The sequence below is a fragment of the Mucilaginibacter sp. SG538B genome, from assembly GCF_013376065.1.
GTDB classification, from domain to species: Bacteria; Bacteroidota; Bacteroidia; order Sphingobacteriales; family Sphingobacteriaceae; genus Mucilaginibacter; species Mucilaginibacter rubeus.
On sequence record NZ_JABMJI010000002.1, the window covers coordinates 1,079,166 to 1,097,893 of the forward strand.

Consider the following 18,728-nt stretch of genomic DNA (forward strand, 5'->3'; position numbering starts at 1 on the left):
ATGAACGTTAAACAAAGAACTATTAAAGCGCCGGTTTCGGTATCAGGAACAGGCTTGCACACCGGACAAAGCGTTACAATGACCTTTAATCCTGCCCCTGAGAACCACGGTTACAAATTCAGGAGGGTTGATATTCCCGGTGCGCCAATTATTGATGCCGATGTTGATAACGTGAGCGATACTTCGCGCGGAACATCTATCAGTCAAAATGGTGCAACTGTAAATACTGTTGAGCATGTACTGGCCGCTTTGGTTGGACTTGAAGTTGATAACGTACTAATTGACCTTGACGGCCCTGAAACGCCTATCATGGACGGCAGCTCGATACAGTTTGTTGACGTGATAACCGAAATCGGGCTGGTTGAACAGGATGCCGACCGCGAATACTATCATATTCCCTATAACATTCACTACTCTGAACCTGAGCGTAAGGTTGAAATGGTTGCCATGCCTTTGGACGATTACCGTTTTACCTGTATGGTCGATTATAACTCGCAGGTACTGGGCAGCCAGCATGCCAGTATCTCAACTATTGGCGAGTTTAAAAAAGAAATTGCTTCGTGCCGTACCTTCTGCTTTTTGCATGAGCTGGAAATGTTGCTAAAGCATGACCTGATTAAAGGCGGCGACCTGAACAATGCCATCGTGGTTGTTGATAAAGATGTTGACCAGGAAGAACTTGATCACCTGGCCAAGCTGTTTAACCGCAAGGATATCAATGTTGCCCCGCAGGGCATTTTAAATAATATTGAACTTCGCCATCAAAATGAGCCGGCACGCCACAAGCTGTTGGATATGATAGGCGATTTGGCGCTGGTTGGCGTACCGCTTAAAGGGCACATCATGGCCGCAAGACCAGGCCATGCGGCTAACGTTGCCTTTGCTAAAAAGATCAAAGCGCTCATCAAAAAGGAAAAAAGCCGTAAGCAGGTAAAAACTTATGACCTGAACGCCAAGCCGGTTTTTGATACGGTTGAAATTATGGGCATGCTGCCCCACCGCCAGCCATTCCTGATGATTGACAAGATCCTGGAGCTTACTAAAAGCCACGTTGTAGGGTGCAAAAACGTAACCATTAACGAGGAGTTTTTTAAAGGCCATTTCCCCGGCGCGCCAATCTTCCCCGGTGTATTACAAATTGAGGGTATGGTGCAAACAGGAGGGATCCTGGTTTTAAACACGGTTCCCGATCCGCAAAACTACCTTACCCTGTTCCTGAAAATCGAGAACGCCCGCTTTAAAAGCAAAGTAGTTCCCGGCGATACCATTATTTATATTTGCGACCTGATTGCCCCCATCCGCCGCGGCATAGCTACCATGAAAGGTATAGGCATGGTGGGCGACCGTGTTGTTGTTGAGGCCGAACTGATGGCTCAAATTGTAAAAGTAAAAGAATCTGAAGCATGATCCAGCCATTAGCATACATCCATCCACAGGCCAAAATTGCCGATAACGTGGTAATTGAACCATTCGTTACCATCCATAAGGATGTTGAAATTGGCGAAGGTACCTGGATCGGCTCCAACTCCGTAATTATGGATGGCGCCCGCATAGGTAAAAATTGCCGGATCTTCCCCGGCGCGGTTGTATCCGCCCCGCCGCAGGATTTAAAATATAAAGGCGAGCAAAGCACCGTAACCATAGGTGATAACACAACCATTCGTGAGTGTGTTACCCTTAACCGTGGTACCGCCCTTGATAAAAACACCACCACCATTGGCAGCAACTGCCTGCTGATGGCTTATGTACACGTAGCGCATGATTGTGTTATCGGCGATAACGTAATTGTTGCCAACGCCGTGCAATTGGCAGGCCACATTACGGTTTATGATTACGCTTTCATCGGCGGCTCATCTGCCGTGCACCAGTTTGTTGAAATTGGCGCGCATAGCATGATCTCGGGCGGTTCATTGGTACGTAAAGACGTCCCTCCGTTTACCAAGGCTGGTCGCGAACCGCTGTCATATGTAGGTATCAACTCCGTAGGCTTGCGCCGCAGGGGATTTTCGGCAGCTACAATAGCCGAAATCCAGGAGATCTACCGGATCATATTCCTCAAAAAATATAATGTAACCAAAGCGCTTGATATCATCGAGGCCGAGTTTACCCCAAGTGTAGAACGCGATGAGATCATCAACTTCCTCCAAAACTCACAACGCGGTATCATGAAAGGGTTTGGGAATACTTAAATGGTTGATGGGTTATAGTTCATGGTTCATAGCCGCGCACTTGTCTGATTCTGTATTGCATCAACCATAAGCTACAAATCAGGTTCTCCGGCCATGAACTATGAACCATCAACCATAAGCTACAAATCAGGTTCTTCGGCTATGAACTATGAACCATCAACCATAAGCTACAAATCAGGTTCTTTGGCTATGAACTATGAACCATCAACCATAAGCTCCCTATGATCATCACCCTCAAAGACATCGGCCGCCGCTTTAACCGCGACTGGATTTTCAGGGGAGTGGATTATACCTTTACTTCCGGCGAGTCTTATGCTATCCTCGGCCCCAACGGCTCCGGGAAATCAACCTTACTGCAGGTTTTAAACGGGAGCCTTTCGCCTTCTACAGGTAAAATTGAATTTGCTAACGGAGGTAAGCCGGTTGAAATAGATACCGTTTTTACTCATTTAAGCCTGGCTGCTCCCTATCTTGAGCTGATAGAAGAGTTTACCATGAGCGAGATGATCGATTTTCATTTCAAATTCAAAAGCTTTAAACCGGATATAGATAAAGAAACGGTTATCGCGCTGCTTAACCTGCCTAAAAGTGCCAACAAGCTTATTAAATACTTTTCGTCGGGGATGAAACAGCGCCTTAAGCTTGCCCTTGCTTTTTGTGCCGATACCCCCATGCTTATGCTGGATGAGCCAACTTCCAACCTGGATACCCAGGGCGTTGACTGGTACCTAAGCCTTGTTCAGCAATTCGCCGCCGGTCGCCTTACTATAGTATGCTCCAACCAGGAGCACGAGTACGGCTTCTGTACGCACAGGTTGAGTATTGTGGATTACAAAGGGTAGATTTGAGACGTTAGATATGAGATTTGAGATTTCCAATTCGTTAGGTTGTTTGGATAATCTACACAGCGGATATCCGACTCGCTTAGTCTCAAATCTCATATCTAACATCTCATATCTGTTTTATACATAACCCTTTAAATGTGGCTGCAGAGTAGAAAATCTCAAATCTAACATCTCAAATCTCAAATCAAATTCCTAAGTTTGCGCCTCAATATTATTTTATGGCTAAGGCATCAGATGTTAAAAATGGAAATGTACTTCGCTTCAACGGCGAATTAGTTCAGGTTGAGGAGTTTTTACACCGTACCCCGGGCAACTTACGCGCGTTTTACCAGGCCCGTATGCGCAACGTTAAATCAGGTAAACTGGTTGAATACCGTTTCCGTACCGATGAAGAGGTTGACATAGCCCGCGTTGAAACCAATGATTATCAATACCTGTATGATGAAGGTGATTCATTAGTAGTAATGGACAACACCACATATGATCAGCATAACGTACCAAAGGCATTATTTGGCCCGGCAGTTAAATTTTTGAAAGAAGGCATGAACGTAATTGTTGCCTTCGAAAGCGACGAGCCCATCATGGGTTCTATCCCAGGCTCTGCAGAGCTGGAAATCACTTACACTGAGCCAGCTGTTAAAGGTGATACCTCAAGCGGTGCTTTGAAAAATGCCACCGTTGAAACCGGGGCGGAGATCCGTGTACCGTTATTCATCAACATTGGCGATAAAGTTAAAGTTGATACCGCTACCGGCGCTTACGTTGAGCGTGTAAAAGGTTAATACACCTGACTCTAAAGGTGGAGGAACAGATATAAACCAGGAAGAGGTTTCGTTTTCACGAAACCTCTTCCTGGTTTTATCCCGGCCCATGCCGTACTTGTTTTCGGGATCACTATAAGGGATTAAAACTTATCATGTATATACGTCATGATCCTCACCATCTCATCTCTTACTTCGCGGGTTGACCGGGTAAAATTATTGTTCATGAATGCAAAAGCCAGGCGTTTGCCTTTACGGGTAACTATGTAGCCGCTTTGGTTATGATTGTTGCTTAACGATCCCGTTTTTGCCCAAACAAAAGGCTGCCCGTTATCAGTTTTATAGGCGCTTTTAATTGTACCCGCTACGCCGCCTACCGGCATCATGCTATGTAACAGGTTTTCATCTTTCACCTCGTCCTGAATTTTGAGCAGCAGGGCTACAAGGTCTCTGGGGGTAAACAAATTATACCGCGACAATCCCGAGCCATCAACCCATTGCGGCACATCGGGCAAGTCATTCAAAAAATGTGCTTTGGAGTAATTGATCACCGAATCGGTACTGAGGGTATTAAACTTTACAGACGAGCATACCAGCAGCAATTGTTCGGCAATAAAATTATCGCTCGGCTGCAGCATCCGCCGGTAAACGGAATCGGCATTGGTATTATAAATAACCCGGGCACCGGCAGCCATAGGTTCCTGCAATAAGGATACCTGCTTTTTGAGTGTATCCTGCAGCAGGGCCATGGTCAATTGCAGGCTTGTTTTCCATGGGATTTCCTGTTTATAGTTTTTGGGGATCTCCCCGGCAGGGTACACAAAGTTATTGCTGATAAAATCGCGCTTAACTTTAAACTGTGCCGGGCGATAATTAATATCGGCATTTAAAAACCGTTTTAGATATTGCGGCCTTACCTGCATGTTACCGTCATTATCTGCGTAAAGCTTGGCAACGTTATCTTCAATAGGCATGGCGGTTATTTCGGCCTGGTAATAATCATTGTAATCGTCCCAGCCCCATCCTGCACCAAAAGGCTCACCGGTATAGTTGCCGGGCGAATAAAAAAGGTGTTTACTGCTGCTCTTCAAAAAGTTAAGCCCGTTTACCCCCTTCAAATCGCTGTGCAAAAAAGAAGGGTCGCCGGTACCCCAAAATATCAGCGAATCACCGCGGGTTTGATAACGCAACGCCGGGATAGAATCGCCAAGCATTTTCAAACAGGTGTAAAAAGTAAAAAGCTTGGTATTGGATGCCGGTGTAAAGTATTTATCGGCGTTTAATTCATATATCATTTTATGCTCGTCCAAATCATAAAGGGCGAACCCGGTAAAATGATCATTAACAATCTGCGAATGCTTAAACAGCTTTTTAACCTTTCGTTTTTTTATGGAACGGGCATAAACAATATCACAACAAACGGATAAAACACAAACAATTAACAAAAATGAAATTGTTGACTTTCGCATAATAAAATAATTTTTTAACAAATAAATCTCGTAAATTTAATATACCAACTATAACCACTTTGTTACACAAGCTATATTATAAAATACGCCATCCGGGAGCATTGTGGCTGGCATTTGTGTTAACATTTTGCCTTATAACCACAGCCCGGGCCCAGTACTTTGATCTTGATGTACATAAAAAAAAGGTGAATATCCCGTTTAAGCTGGAACGAAACCTGATGATCATTCAACTTAAGATCAACCACAAAGGGCCCTTTAACTTTATATTGGATACCGGCGTAGGCCTCATGATCATAACCGATCCTAAATTAGTCGATTCTATCAGTATTCCTAATAAACGTACATTAAAAATCCCGGGACTTGGCGAAGGGGAGGATTCTGAAGCTTATGTAACCTCAACCTTAGATGTTGCCATACCGGGGCTGGTTAGTTATGATGTTGCGGCTGCCATATTAAAAAAGGATCTCTTTAACCTTTCGGGTTACGCGGGCATGCCCATTCATGGCTTGCTGGGTTACGAGTTTTTTAACAACCTTGCCGTAAAGATCAGTTTCCAGGACAGCGTAGTTACCGTTTGCCGGCCTAAAGACCTTAAACCTTTCAGAAAAGCGAATAAGATACCCATGTCTGTCGAAGACAGGAAAGCCTATGTGGATGCGCGGGTTATAATGCCAGGCATAGCACCTATTAAAACCAAGCTGGTTGTTGACCTTGGCGCAGGACACCCGGTATCCATTGAACGTTATATCAAAACCTATGGCCTCCCGCAAAAATTTATTGCTTCGGCCAACCTTGGCATCGGCCTAAACGGACCAATAAACGGCTTTATAAGCCGGATGGACGAATTTAGTTTAGGAAAATTCAGGATGAAAAGGGTAATAGCTTCATTTCCTGATGACAGCAATAACCAAATCAATCTGTCGGTGAAGCGCGATGGAAACCTCGGCGTCGGGATCTTAAAGCGATTTACCGTTATTCTTGATTATCCGGATAGCGCCATGTATTTAAAACCCGGCCCAACCTATAACGATCCGTTTGAGCATGACATGAGCGGCCTTGAGTATTATGCCGCAGGCGACCACCTCGACAGGATCGTTATCAGCCGCGTAGAGCCCGGTTCGGCAGCCGATGAAATTGGCCTTGAGCGTGACGACGAGATCATATCGGTAAATTTTAAACCCGTTTCAAAAATGAACCTCCAGGATATTGATGAAATATTCAAATCAAAGGACGATAGAAGCCTGCTGCTTGAGGTGTACCATGACAAACGGGTTGATAAAGTTGTACTGACATTGAAACGCAGGATATAATTAGTAATACCTGTAAAATTATTATTGATAAAACACTTTACAGCTAAAAAAAACCTGTTTTTTATATAAGTTTACGGTTTAAACTATTTTTAATAAATGAAAAAACATCCGTTGCCGGGTATTTATTTACGCGGCTCAGTATTGGCACTTGCGGTTTTGGCGGGCTCTTGCGCTGCCAGGAAGCAAGCTGCAAACCAAAGCCTTACCCTAAAAACTACTACCACACCCGGCGGAACCGTTGCGACAGCAACAACCGGAACCCCCAAAAAAGAAGGTATTAAAAAGTTTAGCGACCTTATCCCCGCTAAAACAAAGGCTGATAGCGGCCTTTTTAATACTTACAAAGTTGATGGCAAATATTACTACGAAATACCCGATTCATTAATTAACCGCGAGATGCTTGTGGTTACCCGTTTTGTAAAAACACCGGGCGGCCTCAAAACATTTGGCCAGCAATATGGCGGCGAAGAAATTAACAACCAGGTTTGGAAATGGGAAAAGCACGATAAGCAGGTATTTATTAGGGTGCCCAGCTATTCGTTGCGTGCCGATAGCACCAGCGATATGTACCAATCGGTTAAAAACTCAAACCTTGATGCTATACTGGCCTCCTTTGAGGTAAAAGCCTTTAACAAAGACACTACCGGCGTTTTAATTGATGTTACCGATTTTTACAATGGCGATATTGCCGCTATTGGTTTGTCTGATGATATCAAAAAGGCTTATAAAACCATGGGGGTTGATAACTCACGTTCCTATATCGACACCATTAAAAGCTTCCCGATAAATATTGAAGCGCGCACCCTAAAAACCTACCGGGCCGGCGAGTCGCCAACTGATAACAGTAATGCTGCCATTACATTTGAGTTGAACACCTCCATGCTTTTACTGCCCAAAGTCCCGATGAAAGCCCGGATCATGGACCCGCGTGTGGGCTTTTTTGGCCAGCGCCAAACAGATTACGGCACCAATGCGCAGAAAGCCTTAGTTACAGCCTACATTCACCGCTGGAGGTTAGAGCCTACAGACCCCATTGCTTATGCAAAGGGCGAACTGGTTGAACCTAAAAAGCAAATTGTGTTTTATATTGACCCTGCTACACCTAAAAAATGGGTGCCTTATTTAATACAGGGCGTAAACGACTGGCAAAAAGCGTTTGAAGCTGCCGGTTTTAAAAATGCCATAACCGCTAAAGAAGCTCCAACAGCAAAACAGGACCCGCAATTTAGCACCGAAGATGCCCGCTACAGCGTGATCAGGTATTTTGCATCGGATGTAGAAAACGCCTATGGCCCGCACGTCGCCGATCCGCGCAGCGGCGAGATCCTGGAAAGCCATGTTGGCTGGTACCACAACGTGATGCAGCTTTTGCGCGATTGGTACCTGATCCAAACAGCAGCGGTAAACCCCAAAGCCCGCCACGCACAATTTGCTGACGATCAAATGGGCGAGCTAATCCGTTTTGTATCATCGCATGAAGTTGGTCATACTTTAGGTTTGCCACACAACTTTGGCTCGAGCTACGCTTACCCTGTTGATTCACTACGCTCAAAAACCTTCACCGATAAACATGGTACAGCGCCCTCCATTATGGATTATGCCCGCTTTAACTACATAGCCCAACCCGGCGATGGCGTTACGCACCTGTACCCGCAAATTGGCGAGTATGATAACTGGGCAATAAAATGGGGGTATACCTGGTTCCCGGGCAATAAAACGCCGGAGCAGGAAAAAGAAACATTAGCCGTGTGGACCAACAAAAACGCAGGCAACCCGGTTTATTATTTCGGTCGCCAGGGCACTACTATCGATCCCCGCCTGCAAAATGAAGATTTGGGCGATAATGCCATGAAGGCCAGCGCTTATGGTATTGCCAACCTGAAACGGATTTTGCCAAACCTCGAAAAATGGTCGTACAAAAAAGATGAAGGCTATGCCGATCTTAATGAATTATATAATGAAGTTTTAGGTCAGTATTACCGTTACATGGGGCATGTTACCACCAACATTGGCGGCATGAACGAAAACTTTAAAACATATGATCAAAAAGGCGTCGTTTATGATTTTGTGAGCAAAGAACGCCAGCACGAAGCCGCTTTATTTTTAAACCAGCAATTATACACAACCCCGTTATGGCTAATTAACAAAGCCGAATTGGCCAAGTTTGATAACGGTGTTATGATAAACCGTATTAAAGCCATGCAGGTTTCATTGCTGGGCAATGAGTTAAACCCCTCAAGGCTGGCGCGGATGTATGATAACGAGGCCAAAAATGGCGCTAATGCCTATACCGTTGCGCAGTTATTAACCGATTTGCATACGGGCATATTCGGCACAACCAAACCCGACGGCTACCAGCGCAACCTGCAAAGGGGCTATATCGAAAACCTGAAGAACCTGTTAAATACAGATGCAAGCTTTGCGTTCCCGGGTATATCAAGCGCGCAGCTGGCAAGCTGGGGCTTTACTCCAATCAACATCGCATTGTCTGATATCAGGCCCATGGTACGTGCCGAATTAAAGAAAATTGATACCGGCCTGCCCAAGGGCGGCGATGCAATAACAGCAGCTCATTATGCCGACCTTCACCTTAGGATAAAAGAAGCCCTTAATCCGACAAGGCCGGTTGTAAATATTGAAGGGGGAATGGTTAGGGGTATAAACACCGCCAACCAGGATATACTGAATGAGAAAACAGGAAGTATGAACTGCTGGCCACGTACCAATGTTGAAAACTAATCTGGCACATCTCTTAAAAATCCTTCTTAAAATCCTGCCCTATTTGTAGGGTGGGATTTTTCTTTTATGGACTTTACTTTAACAAAACGCTGATGACTTAAAACAATTATGCGGCAGGGTGTAAAAAGCCCTTTGCCTATTTAAGCTGGCTTATATTTTCAAAAAAAGCAATCTGCAAATCAAGCAGCGACTTAACGTTTATTTTTTCGCCGTAAGCATCAAAGCATAAAAATTTTGTTAACTCGGGCCTGTTTTTCTTCGATTTTTCGAAAAAATTAAAGGTTTCAAAAAAATAATGATTGGTTGTAACCTGACTTTTGCTGTTTGTTTGTGATGTATTCAGCCTAAAACCGATCGTATCAATCCATTTGTGCACTTTTGAATGCAGCGAGTTTCTAATATTGTTCATAGGTTAATGTTTGGTTTAAGTATTACGAAATTTCATGCCACAATGTTACTATCATATAAATTCATTTTAAACAATAGTTTATTTCTTGTGTGGATTATTAACGCATCAATAGCATTATTTGGTATTTGCTGCAACAAATATTGAAACTAATTATTCACATATTCGTAATAAACCTTAAGACCTCCAAACGGAACTCACTTAGCACAACCCGCCGCTTATAATTGACTGACTGATCTTTATAACAACCACAGGCCGGAGACCCCGGCCTTTTTTGCGTAATAATTTGTAACAATAATATGATTGATAAGCAATTACAGGCCTAATGTGTAACAATAATATATTGATAGGGCTTTTAGCAAATTTTAAGTTGAACATTTGCAGTTCAATTGCGTCTATATACACAAAAAAACAATAATTGCACGCCGAAAAAACGTTTATGAAACCCCTATTTCTTATTTTAAGTTTTACCCTTTTATTTGCCTTTGGTTCCTACGCTCAAACAGGGCGGGAGGTAAAGGGAACTGTCGTTGATTCCACTAAGCTCTCCTTACCCGGAAGTAGTGTTAAACTGGTTTCAAATGCCGGGGATAGCACCATAGCCATTGCCGATGCTACAGGTAAATTTTCGTTCCCGGTAGTAAAGGGCAACAAACTAACCCTTACCATTTCGTCAATCGGTTTCACCGCAATTAAAAAACATTACTCGCTTGATGCCGGCACCCAACCGGTTGATCTTGGCCCGATAGTTTTAAAAACCGAAACCAATATGCTTAACCAGGTTACCATTGTAGGCGTTAACCCGGTGATATTAAAAGAGGATACAACCGAATATAAAGTAAGCGCATATCCTGTACGCGAAAATGCTCCTGTTGAAGACGTGTTAAAGAAACTACCCGGCGTTGATGTGGATAAAGACGGTAATGTAACCGCACAGGGCAAATCGGTGACCAAAGTAAGGGTTAACGGAAAGGATTTTTTTGGGGGTGATGTTAAAACAGCAACCAAGAACCTGCCTGCCGATGTGGTTGAAAGCATCCAGGTAATTGATGACTACGGCGATCAGGCCAACCTTACCGGCATAAAAACCGGCGAACCGGATAAGATCCTGAACATCACCATCCGCAAGGACAAGAACCATGGCTATTTTGGACAAGCCACAGCCGGCGACGGCGAGGATTTTTTACCTAAAGACCCAGGCGTCACCAATGCCAACCGTTATATAGGCGATCTGAAATTTTTCAACTTCAATAATGAACAACAAATAGCCGTATTGGGTACCATTAACAATACCAACGTAAATACATTTACTTACGGTAGCCCATCATCGGGTGGCGGAGGTGGTGGTGGTTTTGGCGGCGGGGGCGGCGGCCGGGGGAATGCATTGCGTGGCTCAAGCAGCTCCACAACCAGCGCAAACGGTATCACCAACGCGCACGCCATTGGTGCCAACTTCCGCGATCAGTGGGGTAAAACACTCTCTGTTTACGGAAGTTACAGCTATACTGACAATACTACCAACACCATTAGCTCATCTATCCAAACCAACAACGTTCAGTCGCCAAGTATAAGTACACAAAAAAGCGATCAAACAGATAATCCCATTAACCATCGCTTTAACTTTAACCTTGAGTGGAAACCTGATACCATTAATTACTTAAAAGTTGTACCAAACTTCACCTATTCGAGCACTAATACAGATGCTAACGAATCCTTATCAACAACTATTGATGGTATAACACATCCCTCATATACCTCGCTATCTCATACCGACGGCACAACACCAAGCTATGGTATTAACGCCTTGTATAACCACCGCTTCAACGGGCATGGCCGTAACCTAAGTATTAACATCAGCGCTAATACGTCAAAAACATCGCAGTTCGATAATCCGACTTATGATTATGCCGATGGCGCACCCCGCCAGGCGCCTGCCAATCAGCAAACCTATACCGATAGCCGCGTAACCAGCTTTGGTACAAACATCTCCTACATTGAGCCTCTAAGTAAACGGGGGTACCTGGAGTTAAATTATGCCTTTAACCGCTCAAACACCACAAGCGACAGGGAAACCGATACGCTGAGTACCGCCAATACATATGACCATTACGACAGGTTGAGTAATAACTATAAATACAATTTTACCACCAACCGCGTTGGCCTGAACTACCGCTTTATCGAAAAGAAATACAACGTTACTGTAGGTATTGGCGTACAACCGGCCGCATTAAACGGGCTAAACCTTAAAAACGATTCGGCTACGCATGTAACCACGTTTAACGTGATCCCAACCGCTCGTTTCAGCTATAATTTTTCGAGAGGAAAAGCTTTAAACTTCCTGTATAACGGATCAAGCAACCAGCCTACATTTAGCCAGCTGCAGCCCGTTATTGATTTCACAAACGCGCTTTACCCGGTACAGGGTAACCCTAACCTAAAGCCGGAACTTGCCAATAACTTTTCATTGAGATATAATAATTTCAGTTTCCAAACCGGCAATATTTTCTTTACCAATTTCAACTTTACCGCAACACAAAATAAAATAGTACAAAACACTATTTCTTATCCCCGCAAATTTAGTAAGGCGGTGTTAGCAGCAGATCCATCGTTAAAAAGCTTTGAGGGCACTAATCTTACCAACTATTTAAATGCGGATGGTTACTATTCGGGCACTGCCAATGTGGTATACGCCAAGCCGTGGGCCCAGCGTAAATTTACCCTGCAATTTAATAGCGCCTTAACTTACACCAATGGTGTGGCATTCTCAAACAGCATCGATAGTAATAATGTTGCCGCATCAGCTGCTCCATTAAAAAACATAGCCAAAAACCTCAACTTTACCCCCGGTTTAAAATTCAGGGTAAATATTGTTGATGTTATTGATGCAGAGGCAAGCAGCAGCTATGGCATCAATAAAACAACCAACTCTATCCATAGTACGCTTATTGATGGCAGCTCAAACTTCCGCACCTTAAATTTAGGGCTGGCGGGCAAAAATTATTTCTGGAAGGACTGGACCCTGAGCTATGACTTTACCCGTACTGTAAATTACGGATATGACCCAAGTCTTGGTATTAAAAACCCTAACATTCTGAATACTTACGTTGAACGCCGCTTTTTGAAAGATCACCGCGCAACTATCCGCTTGGCAGCATATGATCTTTTCAACCAAAACACAGGTTATACATCGGTTGTAAATGGCAATATAACCACGCAATCTACTGTAAACAGGCTTGGGCGTTACTACTTGCTAACATTCACACTTCGTTTACAAAAATTTGCAGGCAAGGCCCCGGATCAGCAACCCGGCCAGCGCAGGTTTAACCGCGATGGCGGTGGTCCGGGAGGACCGGGCGGCGGCCCAGGTGGAGGTGGCCCGGGCGGTCCGGGTTCTTTCTAAGGGATAATATTTTTGTAGAGACACATAATTGCGTCTTCCGCAAGACAAGCGATTTCAAAAGCGTCTTAGCTACCGTAAATTGCAGGCGGGAGACGCAATTATGCGTCTCTACATTCAAAAACTGTCGTTTTTAAATGGCCTCTACGGTAAGCAACCTATCTGGGCCCATACTGCAATGCGTAGGGAATTGGCGAGATCTTCTTTTTGGCGATATTATCGGGGGTTACGTACACAAAATCAAGCTTACGGCCACCTTCTTTTTGAAAGTATTCTATCCGAAGGGGATAAAATCCCTTTTTTAGAGGAGCAATGTATGACCGTTGTATATCGGCATCGTGCAAACCATCAAGGTCAATGATCAGCTTGTCATTCAGGTATACTTTGCAGCCATCATCTGATCCCAATCCAAAAATATAATAACCGTCCTGTTTAACTTCAAATTGTCCAACCATCACTACGCCGAAATTGTTTTGCCGGGGAAGTTTATTGATATCAAAAGTACTGTCGGCTGTACCTTCTTTAACCGGTTTTAACGCCTTAAAGTCGGGCAGTTTATCCCACTGGCCTTCATAATAGGCGTAATGAAAACCGCCGGGCTTGTAGTTGTTCCTGAGTGGTTTTGCGGGCAGGTAAGTGCCCTCCCTGAAATCGCCGCTGGTGCTCTTGTCAAATTTAGGACGGCTGGCAATCTGCCTCAAGGTAACTTTTGCAGGGCCGGATAGTTCTATTTCGGGTTTTGCAAACGGCGATGTAACCAATGGCTGCGAGCCATCGAATGTATAATGCACTTTTGTGGTATCATTAAAATACCAGATCTTTATTGGCTTATCCTTAAGTACAATCCCGCCGGAGGGGTGAAACTCCAGCGGCTTACCGCCATAGTCGTTATAAGCAAACCTTAAACCATCATACATATTTTTCAACCTCACGGTCCCGTGCGACTCCTTTGGATACGCTTTAACCACCCACTCAAAACCCGTCGGAGCATCTTTTTTCAGCAGGCTATCCATGGCATTAATCTTCATTTCCTTCATGCCCCGCCCTTCCCGGCCGCCTATGTAAAGCGCTTTCTCCTTACCTGCAAGCGAAGGCAGCTTCTCTTTAACCTGCTTAAGCATCACTCCATTATCCCACCAATAACTTGGGTCGCCGGCAATATAATTGCTGAAAAGCTGCGGCTCGTTCAGTAAAGCATACGTAACAAACACGCCGCCGAAAGAGTGGCCGAAAAGGGTGTTATCACCATCAGAAGGATAGGTTTTATCAATATAAGGGATCAGCTCCTCTTTAAAAAACTTTAGAAATTTGTCAGCCCCGCCCGATGTTTTATTTCCGTTATTATGGGTCGGCAAAAAATCTCTATCACGGTCAACATTCAGTAGCCCGACAATTATCATTGGCGGCATGGTGTGCTCATCAAAAATAAAATGCTGGATATCGCGCCCTAATTTTATATTCCAGTCGTCAATGATGTACAATACATCATATTTGGTTGCCGAACCGGCTTTATAACCATCGGGCAATATTACCTGGATAACGCGTTTCTCATTTAATATAACCGAATTGATGGAATCGCGTTTACCGGGCAGGTCCTGCGCCGCAGCGCGTCCTGACAAGCTAACTATTACTGCAATAGTAATGGATAGAAAAAGGTAGGTCCTGGTTTTCATAATGGGGGAGGCTTTGATTACTGGTAAGACTATACCTTAGTAAGGATAGTTACACAAAGCAGGCAAAAAACAGCGGTTTGCTCTTTTTTCATAGCTAAAAGCAGAACACACAAAGTCTAAAGCTTAATTCGCTGATTATTAACCCTGTTTAATTACTTGAATTATTAGACGCTATATAGCTTAATACAGTTCCTTTATTTTTTTCCGACATTTATTTAGTGCTTAGCTTATTGAACTTGACACTGTAAGTAACCAGGAAATATCGCTTCAGTGTATTGTTTTGCACATCGTTAACCGAATTGGTGTTAATGTAACGGTACACGCTCACGTTTTGATTAAAGAGATCATAAACGGAAAGTTTAAGTTCTCCCCGGTCTTTTTTAAGCATTTGCAGGGCCAGGGACGAGCTCACTACGTTAACCCCTTTTTTAAAGCCTGCCGCAACCTGGCTGTTATAATTAAAATCCTGCCTGGTTTCCCAGATGATTTTTTTAGGAAACCTTACCACCAGGCTGTTGCTTATATTGTAGGTAGCTACCCTGATGCTCCTGAAATCGTCATATTGATATTTGGAGTTCGATTGGTTAAAACCAACGGCGGTATTCAGGTCAATCACATCTTTCCAGTTAACATTAATATTTTCACGCAATCCATATGCAACAGTATTTTGCCAGCCTTCCACATTATTCAGCAAATTAAGGTTTTGGTAATAGTTGCCGTAAAAATTAGCTGATGTGCCGAGCTGCCAGTCTTTTATCTTTTTAAACCCTTTAGAGATACCAACTGAAAAATTATAGCTCGGCCTGCCATCGCGGTTAACCGCAGTACTATTTTGCACCCCGTCTGAGCGAATGGTTTGCTGTGAAATTGCCATGTTTTTTTGCGAAGAAATGTTGCCGTACGAGTAAATACCCAGCTGACTGTTATTAAAGTATTTGAAAAAATTAAAGTAATAGGTATTGCTTATGCCGGGCCTCAAATTTGGATTACCGGTGTAGCTGTACAACGGGCTATAAACAATAGTAATAGGCTGCAGGTTTGATACCCCCGGCTGGTTAACACGGCGCTCGTAACTCAAAAATATTCCATAAGCCTCGATACGGATTGTTGGCAACAGGAAAAAATAATTTTGAACAAGCCTGCTGGTCGCGAAATTGTTATTAATCTGCTGCCATTGGGTGTTAAGCCCGGCGATGATTTGTGCGTTTTTATTAAGCTGATAAGTGATCCCCGGTTTAATATTCTCCGTCCACAGATCCCGTTTAAGGTCGGAGCTTTGATTAGTGAGTAGCGAATCAAAGCCGCCTGTTTTACGGTCGAAGGTAAAAACCTGGTCGCTGGTTTTATTATATATGCCCGATGTGATGACATCAACAATAAGCTTTTTGGTTAGCGGGTATCGGTAACTAAAATCGAGATTGCCCGAAGCATTGTTTGATGTACGGGTAGATAACCTATGCAAGCTATCTGATAATTCCGGGCGTTGGTAATTAACCACATCATTATTAGTGAAATTGTTATTGTGGTTAGGATTAATGCTCAGGTTATGCGAGATAGTGAACGACTCCTTGCTTTTGTTCTTAGATCGTTTATGAAAATAAAAGCTTTGGTTAAATTGCGTTGAATGCCAGTCGCCCACGGAGCCTGATACCGATTTATTCACTGGCATATCAAAATTATTTGAAGTATTGCCCAACGACGAGGAGCTGCTATTGTTAGAATTATAACTTAATGACGGATTATAGCGCAGGTTGCGGATAGTATCAGGCTTCCACTCTACAAGTCCGCTTATAGTGTGCGTATGATTGTTTGCATACCTGCTACTTGAAGCACGGGTTAACAGCGTTGTATCCTTCAGAAACTGCTGCTGAAAATTGGCTGATTCAATTTTGTTGTTCCGCTGTGTATAAAAATATTGCAGGTTAAGCTTTAGCTTTTCGCCATAGTTTTGGTTAAGGTTAAACCCTCCGGACGTAATTTTTTCAATGCCGCCGCCCCAGTTTCGGCCGCCGTTAAAGGATGTGTTACCCCCGCTGCGGTCAAAACCACCCTCGGCATTAAGCTCATCGCGAGAAAAAGCTGTATGATTAAGGTTATTGCTTAACCCAATGAGGCTTACCTGCAGCGTATCCCGAAACATATTGAACAATCCCCCGGCCTCGTACCTATCGCGCGAACCCACACCTCCGAATACCTTACCGAAAACGCTTTTTTTAATGGCCTTTTTAAGTTTGATGTTAATGATCTTCTGTACCTGGGTTTCACTTACCAAATGATCGGGATCGTTTTCCCGGTCGTCATAAACCTGAACCTGTGCAACAATGGCCGCGTCAAGGTTTTTGGTAGCGATCTTAGGGTCCGAGCCAAAAAACTGCTTGCCATCAATCAACAGTTTGCTTACCTGTTTCCCGTTAACGGTAATAGTTCCGTCGCCATCTATTTGTACGCCGGGAAGCTTTTTAAGCAATTCTTCAACGGCGGCATTGGGGCGGGTTTTGAAAGCGGCAGCATCAAATTCAATGGTATCTTTTTTTACTTTGACTGGAACCCGCTCTGCACGTACCACCACCTCTTTAAGCATCTTACTGCTGAGGGTAACATTGCCCAGATCAACTATATCGCCTTTTTTAAAATTAAAATCATGGATATAGTTTTGATACCCGGCATAGGAAATAACCAGGCGTACCCGTTTATCAACCGGTAGGCGCTGTAATTCAAAATCCCCGTTCTTTTTACTGAGGGTATAAGCTATAAGCGAGGTATCTTTCAGGTCGACAACGGCAACAGTACTCAACTCAAGAGCTTGCTTATTCAGGGAATCGGTGACCTTCCCTTTTATTGTGGCCTTTTGGGCAAAGGCCCCGGAAAACAGGCATAACAGTATTAATGAAAGAAAGATGGTTTTCATCCAGGTTTAGGTGCAGACAGGTAAGGTTAATTAAATTGTGTTATAGGTGATGTAGGGCCGTGGTAAATAGAAACTTAAATCATGAGGTAGTTATAGGGTTTAGATGTTAGCATGTTGGTTAATTTTTTTGATAGACGCGTATTCGACAAATATCAAACTTAAACTTTTAAAGCATAAAAACAGCTCACCCAGCTTAACCACTACATCCATAACCCCGTAGGCAGCATTATATGCTATAAATGTGCTCTAATAACATGAAAGCAGCATTAATATTGCCTGATACGCTACAAAAAGGGGAGATATTGGGTATTGTAACATTGATTTTACCAAAGTGTCCTTTTTCCCGGAGCCATGCAGAATAAAATTATTTCTTTCTCCGCGTTGTTTTTTTGCGATATAAACATCAAACCAAATAAATGAATATAAATGCTATAAAAATCAAGCATGGCCGCAATAAAATTTTGCCAATTCCGTTTTTAAACTAATATTGTGCAAGTAATATTATTTTGTACCGAATTAATTACCTAAAACCATAACATTATGAAAGCAGCAGAAACCTACAAGTCCATTTATGTAACGTTTTACAGGTGGAACGTTAAAAATTTTGGTCACGGCGGATTGCCAAAAGCTAACGCCCTTTTTGGAGCAAGCTTTTTGATGATCATTTTGCTGGCCATTTTAGTAAGTGTTGCACAGTTATTTTTAACCGCCGGCTGGTTTCAGTTAAGTCCGGTATCCGGCTTAATGATATTACTGGGCGCCACAGGGGCGTTTGTACTTAATTATTTTGTATTGCTGAACAGCCGCTACTTTAAAAAGGTGAATGCCGCTTTTGCGCGCATCAGCAAACACAATCCCAATACATGGTCAATAATGCTGATGGTTTGTGTGATTGTTTCCTGCACCATGCTCCTGGTTGTTTGCCAGGCCGGAACATTTTTAAGATGAGATTAAACAATGTGATTATAAGAAGGCCCGCCGGTACCGGCGGGTTTTTTGTTTTATATAGTCCCGCTTTATCACTTCATCAA

At 43.5% G+C, this 18,728-nt stretch carries 13 protein-coding genes; 9 read left to right on the plus strand and 4 right to left on the minus strand.

Translation table 11 applies throughout. The features are described 5' to 3' along the window. The 5 genes from FHW88_RS14170 (at position 1) to efp (ending at position 3,816) form a co-directional block, all read left to right on the plus strand. Positions 1–1,407: a bifunctional UDP-3-O-[3-hydroxymyristoyl] N-acetylglucosamine deacetylase/3-hydroxyacyl-ACP dehydratase gene (locus FHW88_RS14170; RefSeq protein WP_176626219.1), complete on the plus strand. Its 1,407-nt coding sequence runs from the start codon at positions 1–3 to the stop codon at positions 1,405–1,407. Beyond that, a complete protein-coding gene (lpxA, locus tag FHW88_RS14175) occupies positions 1,404–2,189 on the plus strand; it encodes an acyl-ACP--UDP-N-acetylglucosamine O-acyltransferase (RefSeq protein WP_090532656.1) in 786 nt (261 codons plus the stop codon). The genes FHW88_RS14170 and lpxA overlap by 4 nt, the downstream gene beginning before the upstream one ends. 93 nt (positions 2,190–2,282) lie before the next feature. Beyond that, the gene (locus FHW88_RS30180; protein WP_255485332.1) at positions 2,283–2,414 is read left to right on the plus strand and encodes a hypothetical protein; all 132 of its coding nucleotides are present in this window, start codon (positions 2,283–2,285) and stop codon (positions 2,412–2,414) included. Then, positions 2,411–3,031 carry an ABC transporter ATP-binding protein gene (locus FHW88_RS14180; protein ID WP_176626221.1) on the plus strand — a complete coding sequence of 207 codons (621 nt, stop codon included), beginning with the start codon at positions 2,411–2,413 and terminating at the stop codon, positions 3,029–3,031. Before FHW88_RS30180 ends, FHW88_RS14180 begins: the two co-directional genes overlap by 4 nt. A 221-nt stretch (positions 3,032–3,252) precedes the next feature. Then, positions 3,253–3,816, plus strand: a complete 564-nt coding sequence (gene efp / locus FHW88_RS14185; RefSeq protein ID WP_090532660.1) for an elongation factor P — start codon at positions 3,253–3,255, stop codon at positions 3,814–3,816. Between the two features lie 122 nt (positions 3,817–3,938). Here the strand turns inward: efp and FHW88_RS14190 are convergent, their stop codons facing one another. After that, on the minus strand, positions 3,939–5,264 hold the full coding sequence (locus FHW88_RS14190) for a D-alanyl-D-alanine carboxypeptidase/D-alanyl-D-alanine-endopeptidase (RefSeq protein ID WP_176626223.1): 1,326 nt from the start codon (positions 5,262–5,264) through the stop codon (positions 3,939–3,941). A 59-nt stretch (positions 5,265–5,323) separates the two neighbouring features. Here FHW88_RS14190 and FHW88_RS14195 point away from each other — a divergent pair, with 59 nt between their 5' ends. Together FHW88_RS14195 and FHW88_RS14200 are read left to right on the plus strand one after the other, a co-directional pair. Continuing rightward, positions 5,324–6,574, plus strand: a complete 1,251-nt coding sequence (locus tag FHW88_RS14195; RefSeq protein ID WP_090532662.1) for an aspartyl protease family protein — start codon at positions 5,324–5,326, stop codon at positions 6,572–6,574. A 96-nt stretch (positions 6,575–6,670) separates the two neighbouring features. Beyond that, positions 6,671–9,313, plus strand: coding sequence for a zinc-dependent metalloprotease (locus tag FHW88_RS14200; protein WP_176626225.1), 2,643 nt, complete (start codon positions 6,671–6,673; stop codon positions 9,311–9,313). A gap of 136 nt (positions 9,314–9,449) precedes the next feature. Here the strand turns inward: FHW88_RS14200 and FHW88_RS14205 are convergent, their stop codons facing one another. After that, a complete protein-coding gene (locus tag FHW88_RS14205) occupies positions 9,450–9,722 on the minus strand; it encodes a hypothetical protein (RefSeq protein WP_090532667.1) in 273 nt (90 codons plus the stop codon). 436 nt (positions 9,723–10,158) lie between these two features. Here FHW88_RS14205 and FHW88_RS14210 point away from each other — a divergent pair, with 436 nt between their 5' ends. Continuing rightward, positions 10,159–13,119 (plus strand): outer membrane beta-barrel protein, encoded by a 2,961-nt coding sequence (locus tag FHW88_RS14210; protein ID WP_176626226.1) that lies wholly within the window; start codon positions 10,159–10,161, stop codon positions 13,117–13,119. Between the two features lie 155 nt (positions 13,120–13,274). Here FHW88_RS14210 and FHW88_RS14215 read toward each other — a convergent pair whose 3' ends face one another. Both FHW88_RS14215 and FHW88_RS14220 read right to left on the minus strand, forming a co-directional pair. After that, positions 13,275–14,789, minus strand: coding sequence for an alpha/beta hydrolase-fold protein (locus tag FHW88_RS14215; protein ID WP_176626228.1), 1,515 nt, complete (start codon positions 14,787–14,789; stop codon positions 13,275–13,277). 211 nt (positions 14,790–15,000) lie between these two features. Next, the gene (locus FHW88_RS14220) at positions 15,001–17,697 is read right to left on the minus strand and encodes an outer membrane beta-barrel protein (protein ID WP_176626230.1); all 2,697 of its coding nucleotides are present in this window, start codon (positions 17,695–17,697) and stop codon (positions 15,001–15,003) included. A gap of 540 nt (positions 17,698–18,237) precedes the next feature. Between FHW88_RS14220 and FHW88_RS14225 the strand changes: the two genes are divergently transcribed. After that, positions 18,238–18,645, plus strand: a complete 408-nt coding sequence (locus tag FHW88_RS14225) for a hypothetical protein (protein ID WP_176626232.1) — start codon at positions 18,238–18,240, stop codon at positions 18,643–18,645. Positions 18,646–18,728: the final 83 nt, after the last annotated feature.

Coding starts and splice junctions, on each gene's coding strand:
- FHW88_RS14225 (WP_176626232.1), top strand. CDS start 18,238: ATGAAAGCAGCAGAAACCTACAAGTCCATTTATGTAACGTTTTACAGG.
- FHW88_RS14220 (WP_176626230.1), bottom strand. CDS start 17,697: ATGAAAACCATCTTTCTTTCATTAATACTGTTATGCCTGTTTTCCGGG.
- FHW88_RS14205 (WP_090532667.1), bottom strand. CDS start 9,722: ATGAACAATATTAGAAACTCGCTGCATTCAAAAGTGCACAAATGGATT.
- FHW88_RS14200 (WP_176626225.1), top strand. CDS start 6,671: ATGAAAAAACATCCGTTGCCGGGTATTTATTTACGCGGCTCAGTATTG.
- efp (WP_090532660.1), top strand. CDS start 3,253: ATGGCTAAGGCATCAGATGTTAAAAATGGAAATGTACTTCGCTTCAAC.
- FHW88_RS30180 (WP_255485332.1), top strand. CDS start 2,283: ATGAACTATGAACCATCAACCATAAGCTACAAATCAGGTTCTTCGGCT.
- FHW88_RS14215 (WP_176626228.1), bottom strand. CDS start 14,789: ATGAAAACCAGGACCTACCTTTTTCTATCCATTACTATTGCAGTAATA.
- FHW88_RS14190 (WP_176626223.1), bottom strand. CDS start 5,264: ATGCGAAAGTCAACAATTTCATTTTTGTTAATTGTTTGTGTTTTATCC.
- FHW88_RS14180 (WP_176626221.1), top strand. CDS start 2,411: ATGATCATCACCCTCAAAGACATCGGCCGCCGCTTTAACCGCGACTGG.
- FHW88_RS14170 (WP_176626219.1), top strand. CDS start 1: ATGAACGTTAAACAAAGAACTATTAAAGCGCCGGTTTCGGTATCAGGA.
- FHW88_RS14210 (WP_176626226.1), top strand. CDS start 10,159: ATGAAACCCCTATTTCTTATTTTAAGTTTTACCCTTTTATTTGCCTTT.
- lpxA (WP_090532656.1), top strand. CDS start 1,404: ATGATCCAGCCATTAGCATACATCCATCCACAGGCCAAAATTGCCGAT.